Raw genomic sequence first — 4,677 nt, 5'->3', positions numbered from 1 at the left:
AACTGCTTCAAACATTAGAGCATTTAAGTCCAGTTTATTGTGTTACCTTCAGTCCTAATGGACAGACATTAGTCAGTGGTAGCGTAGATAGTAATATTAAAATTTGGCGCATACATGATAGTTAGGCGATGGCAATAAATAACGATATATTTCAAAAATTATTGCCTCTACTTAGACCCCTTATGGAGGATGAAAACCAGCGTCGAGGATACTTGATGAGGGCGCTGGGAATGGATGCACCTGTGTTGCGTCGTCTTGTCTGGAATACACCTGTGGATGTTTTTATCACAGGCATGATCAAGGAACTGGTTATTTTTGGTGAAATTACCCCTGGTAAACCCGCGCTCTTTGCTTTGTTGGACGTGATTAGTGAAGATGTGGGTGTAAATGTACAGTCAGACATAAACAACCTCATTGTAGAGGTTCAAACCCAACAGAACGTCCTCCCGATTTCAACGCCGCCTCATTTACTGTTTGATTTGCTGCTAATAATGGATTTTAAGCAGCAGGTGCGGTTAGTGAAAGAAGTCATGACATCATATCAAATTGCGGCTTTCTTGGTTCACGGTGAACCGTACTGCGGACAGCAACTTTTGGTGACTCGATTATTCCGGTTGAAACCACAGTGGAAGACGATATCGCCGATTAAAATTGATGTGAGTCATAACGGTGTCGGGAGGAGTATTCGTCATCTGTGGCGACAAGTGGCGGCTTGGTTTGGGTTGCCAAAAGAGGCTGAACCGAAAGAGATTATAGATCGAGTGTGCGATCGCGTTTCCACTCAAGATGTTATTTTTATCTTTTATACGGTGGATTATATGCCGCCTAATGTCCTAGTGGCGTGGCTTGAGGAGTTCTGGGAACCTTTGGTAAAACGGATTGAGCCAGAGTCTTGTCCGACTCCAGAGGCAACCCATCTGTTAATGTTTTTGGTAGACAATAGCGGTAGTATTTGTCAGTCAACGATTCAATTGGCGCAGGAATGGGAGCAACCCGAATATCCTCGGATTCCTTTGCACTTGCCACCTGTGAGTCCATTTCCGCCAGATATCTTAGAGGATTGGCTAGATATGGTGACGGGATTTAGGGATATACAGATACCTGCGGGGTTAACCGCTCAACTCTTATTAGAGAAGTCAGAAGACGGGATTCCTGAATTTGTCTATGAGGAAATTTGTTGCCATTGCGGTCATGATTGGGAGGGAGAATTGGCAAAATGGTTAATTTAGCCGATGCATTGGCTGCTAGTGGGAAACCATTCTATCAGGGTAAACTCATTTCACCTCAAGAGTGCCAGCAGAATGGACTCACGCCTTATTTACCCTCACCGGAACTGATTAATGCGGTTAATCTCGCCATCTTTCTGGAAAAACGCCCTCTGTTACTCAAGGGTGAACCCGGATGTGGGAAAACTCGCTTGGCGCAGGCGGTGGCTTACGAGTTAGGTTTACCCTATGAGCCTTGGTATATTAAATCTACCAGTCGGGCAAGGGATGGACTCTACACCTACGACGCGGTAAGGCGATTACATGATGCTCAACTGGTGCGGATGGGGGAGGAGAGTCAATCCAACGTTGATAATCTAGACCATTATATTGAAATGGGAGCGCTGGGACGTGCGTTTGCTAATCCCCAGCGCACGGTGGTATTAATTGATGAAATTGATAAGGCAGATATTGATTTCCCTAACGATTTATTGCGAGAGCTTGACGAGCAGCAATTCACGATTGAGGAAACGGGAACGGAAGTTCAGGCAAATTTCCCTCCGATTGTATTTGTGACGAGCAATGATGAAAAAGATTTACCCGATGCCTTTCTGCGCCGTTGTCTGTTTTATTACATTGAATTTCCTAATTCACAATTAACCGAGATTGTCAAGGCTCACTTTCCGGAATCCTCGCCGGAGTTAGTCGAGGGAGCAGTGCAGCGTTTTAGGGAACTGCGGCAGACAATGGAGAAGGGGAAATCAGGGAAAAAGGTGAGTACCAGTGAGTTACTGGATTGGTTTGCCGTGTTGCGTCAATTTCCTCAAGATCAGGTGTTGCAGCAGCTTGAGGGAAAATTGCCGTTCCCGGAAGTGTTGCTGAAGAAATGGGAGGATCATCTACGGTATCTGAAGTTATGAAGCTTGAACAACTGCCACTGCTGAATATTTTTAACAGCCTACGACAGCGACATGGTTTGCCGTTAGGGGTGGATGAGTATTTGACAGTCTTGCGATCGCTTCAGGCTGGCTTTGGTATCGGTACTCGTGAGGAAGTAGAGCAGCTTTGCTGTTTACTATGGGCAAAATCTGAGGAAGAGAGTCACTTGATTCGACGGCTATTTGAGCAGATGTGGCGGTATTCTTCAGATACTTCTGATCAACCTAAACCATCATCTACATCAGCCGAATCAGAGGATTTCTCAACGGAAATACCCGAATCTGAACCTTTGCCGGAATTGGAACCCCAGCCGAATTTGACCCCAGAACCCGTACAAGCTGTGCAAGCCGTGCGGAGTAGTCGGCGGGATAGGGAACTAAGACGCCCTCGCTATAGCCTACTAACTGAATATTTCCCGGTGACTCGCAGACAAATGAAGCAATGCTGGCGTTATTTGCGTCGCCCAGTGCGAGAAGGAATCCCCACAGAATTAGATGTGGAAGCAACGGTGGCAAAAATGGGGCGTGAAGGTATTTTACTCCAACCTGTGCTGATACCTCCCCGTAAAAATCGGGCGGATTTGGTGCTGATGATTGACCAGGATGGCTCAATGGTACCCTTTCACCAGCTATCGCGGCAGTTAGTCGAAACAGCACAGCGCGGTGGACGGTTGAGACAGACCCGTGTATTTTATTTTCATGACTATCCTGATCAGTACCTATATCGTCATCCCGCGATGTTGAATGCTCAACCCATGTCTGAGGTATTGGAAGAGATTGGAGAACGGGCGGTTGTACTGATTATCAGCGATGCAGGCGCCGCACGCGGGAATTTTGACCTAGAAAGGATTGAAAGCACTAAAGTATGGATTGAGCAGGTACAGCAGTTAGTACGATATTGCGCTTGGCTGAACCCAATGCCGAATCAATGGTGGCAAAATACCACGGCTGGAGAAATTGCCCGTTTATTACCCATGTTTGAAATGAGTCGTCAGGGAATGAACGCGGCAATTGGTGTATTACGAGGTCGATATATTGTCAAGAAACAGGATGAATTATTATGTTATTGGAGTTAAGACAATTAAAGGTTCAACCGGGAAACCAATTACTGCTAGAGGATGTTAGCTGGCAGCAATTTGAAACGATTTTAACCGAATTAGGAGAACATCGCGCGGCGAGACTGTCCTATAGTAATGGTCAATTAGAAATTATGGTTCCCCTTCCTGAACATGAAAAAGCCAAAGAGATTATTGGCGACATGGTAAAAATTTTATTGAGTGAACGAGGGCTTAATTATGAATCCTTGGGTTCAACAACATTAAAAAATGAGCGCATGACTCAAGGCGTAGAACCGGATACTTGCTTTTACATTCAAAATTCAGCCCTAATTATCGGTAAAAATCGGCTTGATTTGACAGTAGATCCCCCACCAGATTTGGCGATAGAAATTGATCTAACTTCTCGCACTAAGTTGGATAATTATCAAATTCTAGGAGTGCCGGAACTCTGGCGATACGCAGGAGGAGGGCTAAAGATTAATGTTTTGCAAGATGGACAGTATGTAGAGTCTGATTCGAGTCCCACGTTTCCAGATATGCCCATCATTGAGTTAGTCAATCGTTACGTTCAGCAGAGTCAAGTTTCTGGTGGTAGCCAAGCCATTCAAGCCTTTAAAACTTGGGTTAGGAACAATCTCTAGTCTTAAAAGGAGGTGATGTGATGACTACCGCTAAAGAACGGGAAATGCGAGTTGCCGTGAGACGAATTGAAGGGTTTGCCAAGCAATTTGGCGAAGCCCATCGAAACTTAGCGCGTCACGCCGCATTTCCCCTCTCACTCACCCCCGATTTGCTCTACCAAATTTGGGCAAACTTTGTTCCGGAAGCGCCTTGGGAAGCTGTGGCTCATCTACTGTTGTCACGCTTGTGTCGGCAGGTGGGGTATGAGATGTATGAAATGGATATTAGCGATCGCAATCTGTTATTGAGGGAATTAAAAGAGCAGTTTGGACAAAAAAGATTAGACGAATTGGGTAAATTTTTGCTGGATTATGTGGCGCAGCGATTGACTGATGATGATCCGGATACTCAGGATTTACGAGAGGCGCAGGAGTGGACAGCGTTAGCGTATACTAAGCCGAACGAATTGGCGCGGGAATTGGCAGAGGCTTTGAGTGCGAGGGTGCAGCAGGAGGATATGGGAGAGGTGCTTCGCCTAGTTTCGTTGGTAGAAACTTTTGCCGAGCAACTTATAGAAGGCGGATTTGAGCCACTGCTGACTTATGTAAGTGCCATGAATAGTTTTGCTCGTGGCGATTTGGAAAAAGCTGGAAATCAAATTGTTAACTTACCGAAACAGGGACGAGCAGTAAGAATTGCTGAAGTGCTTTTACCAATTCCACCACAGATACGTATAGATACTGATAAAGTGCAAGGAAAAACAGGAGGACTTAGTAGCAAGACAGTTCATAAATTATTGCTTCTGCTCAGACCTCATTTACAAGATGAGAATGAACGTAAAGGGTATTTGATTAG

The 4,677-nt window shown here is 45.3% G+C and carries 5 protein-coding genes and 1 pseudogene; all 6 read left to right on the top strand.

Going from position 1 to position 4,677, the window contains the following annotated elements; all coding sequences use genetic code 11:
* The first annotated feature begins 2 nt into the window (after positions 1-2).
* Positions 3-125, top strand: coding sequence for a hypothetical protein (locus ACLFWI_RS27235; protein WP_446415530.1), 123 nt, complete (start codon positions 3-5; stop codon positions 123-125).
* Positions 126-128: 3 nt separating this feature from the next.
* On the top strand, positions 129-1,229 hold the full coding sequence (locus ACLFWI_RS27230) for an XRE family transcriptional regulator (protein ID WP_446415529.1): 1,101 nt from the start codon (positions 129-131) through the stop codon (positions 1,227-1,229).
* Positions 1,217-2,125 carry an AAA family ATPase gene (locus tag ACLFWI_RS27225; RefSeq protein WP_446415528.1) on the top strand — a complete coding sequence of 303 codons (909 nt, stop codon included), beginning with the start codon at positions 1,217-1,219 and terminating at the stop codon, positions 2,123-2,125. The genes ACLFWI_RS27230 and ACLFWI_RS27225 overlap by 13 nt, the downstream gene beginning before the upstream one ends.
* The gene (locus ACLFWI_RS27220) at positions 2,122-3,219 is read left to right on the top strand and encodes a VWA domain-containing protein (protein ID WP_446415527.1); all 1,098 of its coding nucleotides are present in this window, start codon (positions 2,122-2,124) and stop codon (positions 3,217-3,219) included. The genes ACLFWI_RS27225 and ACLFWI_RS27220 overlap by 4 nt, the downstream gene beginning before the upstream one ends.
* Positions 3,204-3,842 (top strand): Uma2 family endonuclease, encoded by a 639-nt coding sequence (locus ACLFWI_RS27215; RefSeq protein WP_446410855.1) that lies wholly within the window; start codon positions 3,204-3,206, stop codon positions 3,840-3,842. Before ACLFWI_RS27220 ends, ACLFWI_RS27215 begins: the two co-directional genes overlap by 16 nt.
* Before the next feature lie 20 nt (positions 3,843-3,862).
* Positions 3,863-4,677 (top strand): annotated as a pseudogene (locus tag ACLFWI_RS27210) (hypothetical protein); the annotation flags it as partial.

It is taken from the genome of Coleofasciculus sp. (genome assembly GCF_046539235.1).
Lineage (GTDB): Bacteria > Cyanobacteriota > Cyanobacteriia > Cyanobacteriales > Coleofasciculaceae > Coleofasciculus.
This window is presented reverse-complemented; position numbering and strand designations above follow the sequence as displayed.

What these genes read in the sequence shown, in the direction of transcription:
- ACLFWI_RS27230 (WP_446415529.1), top strand. Translation starts at nt 129, where the DNA reads ATGGCAATAAATAACGATATATTTCAAAAATTATTGCCTCTACTTAGA.
- ACLFWI_RS27225 (WP_446415528.1), top strand. Translation starts at nt 1,217, where the DNA reads ATGGTTAATTTAGCCGATGCATTGGCTGCTAGTGGGAAACCATTCTAT.
- ACLFWI_RS27220 (WP_446415527.1), top strand. Translation starts at nt 2,122, where the DNA reads ATGAAGCTTGAACAACTGCCACTGCTGAATATTTTTAACAGCCTACGA.
- ACLFWI_RS27215 (WP_446410855.1), top strand. Translation starts at nt 3,204, where the DNA reads ATGTTATTGGAGTTAAGACAATTAAAGGTTCAACCGGGAAACCAATTA.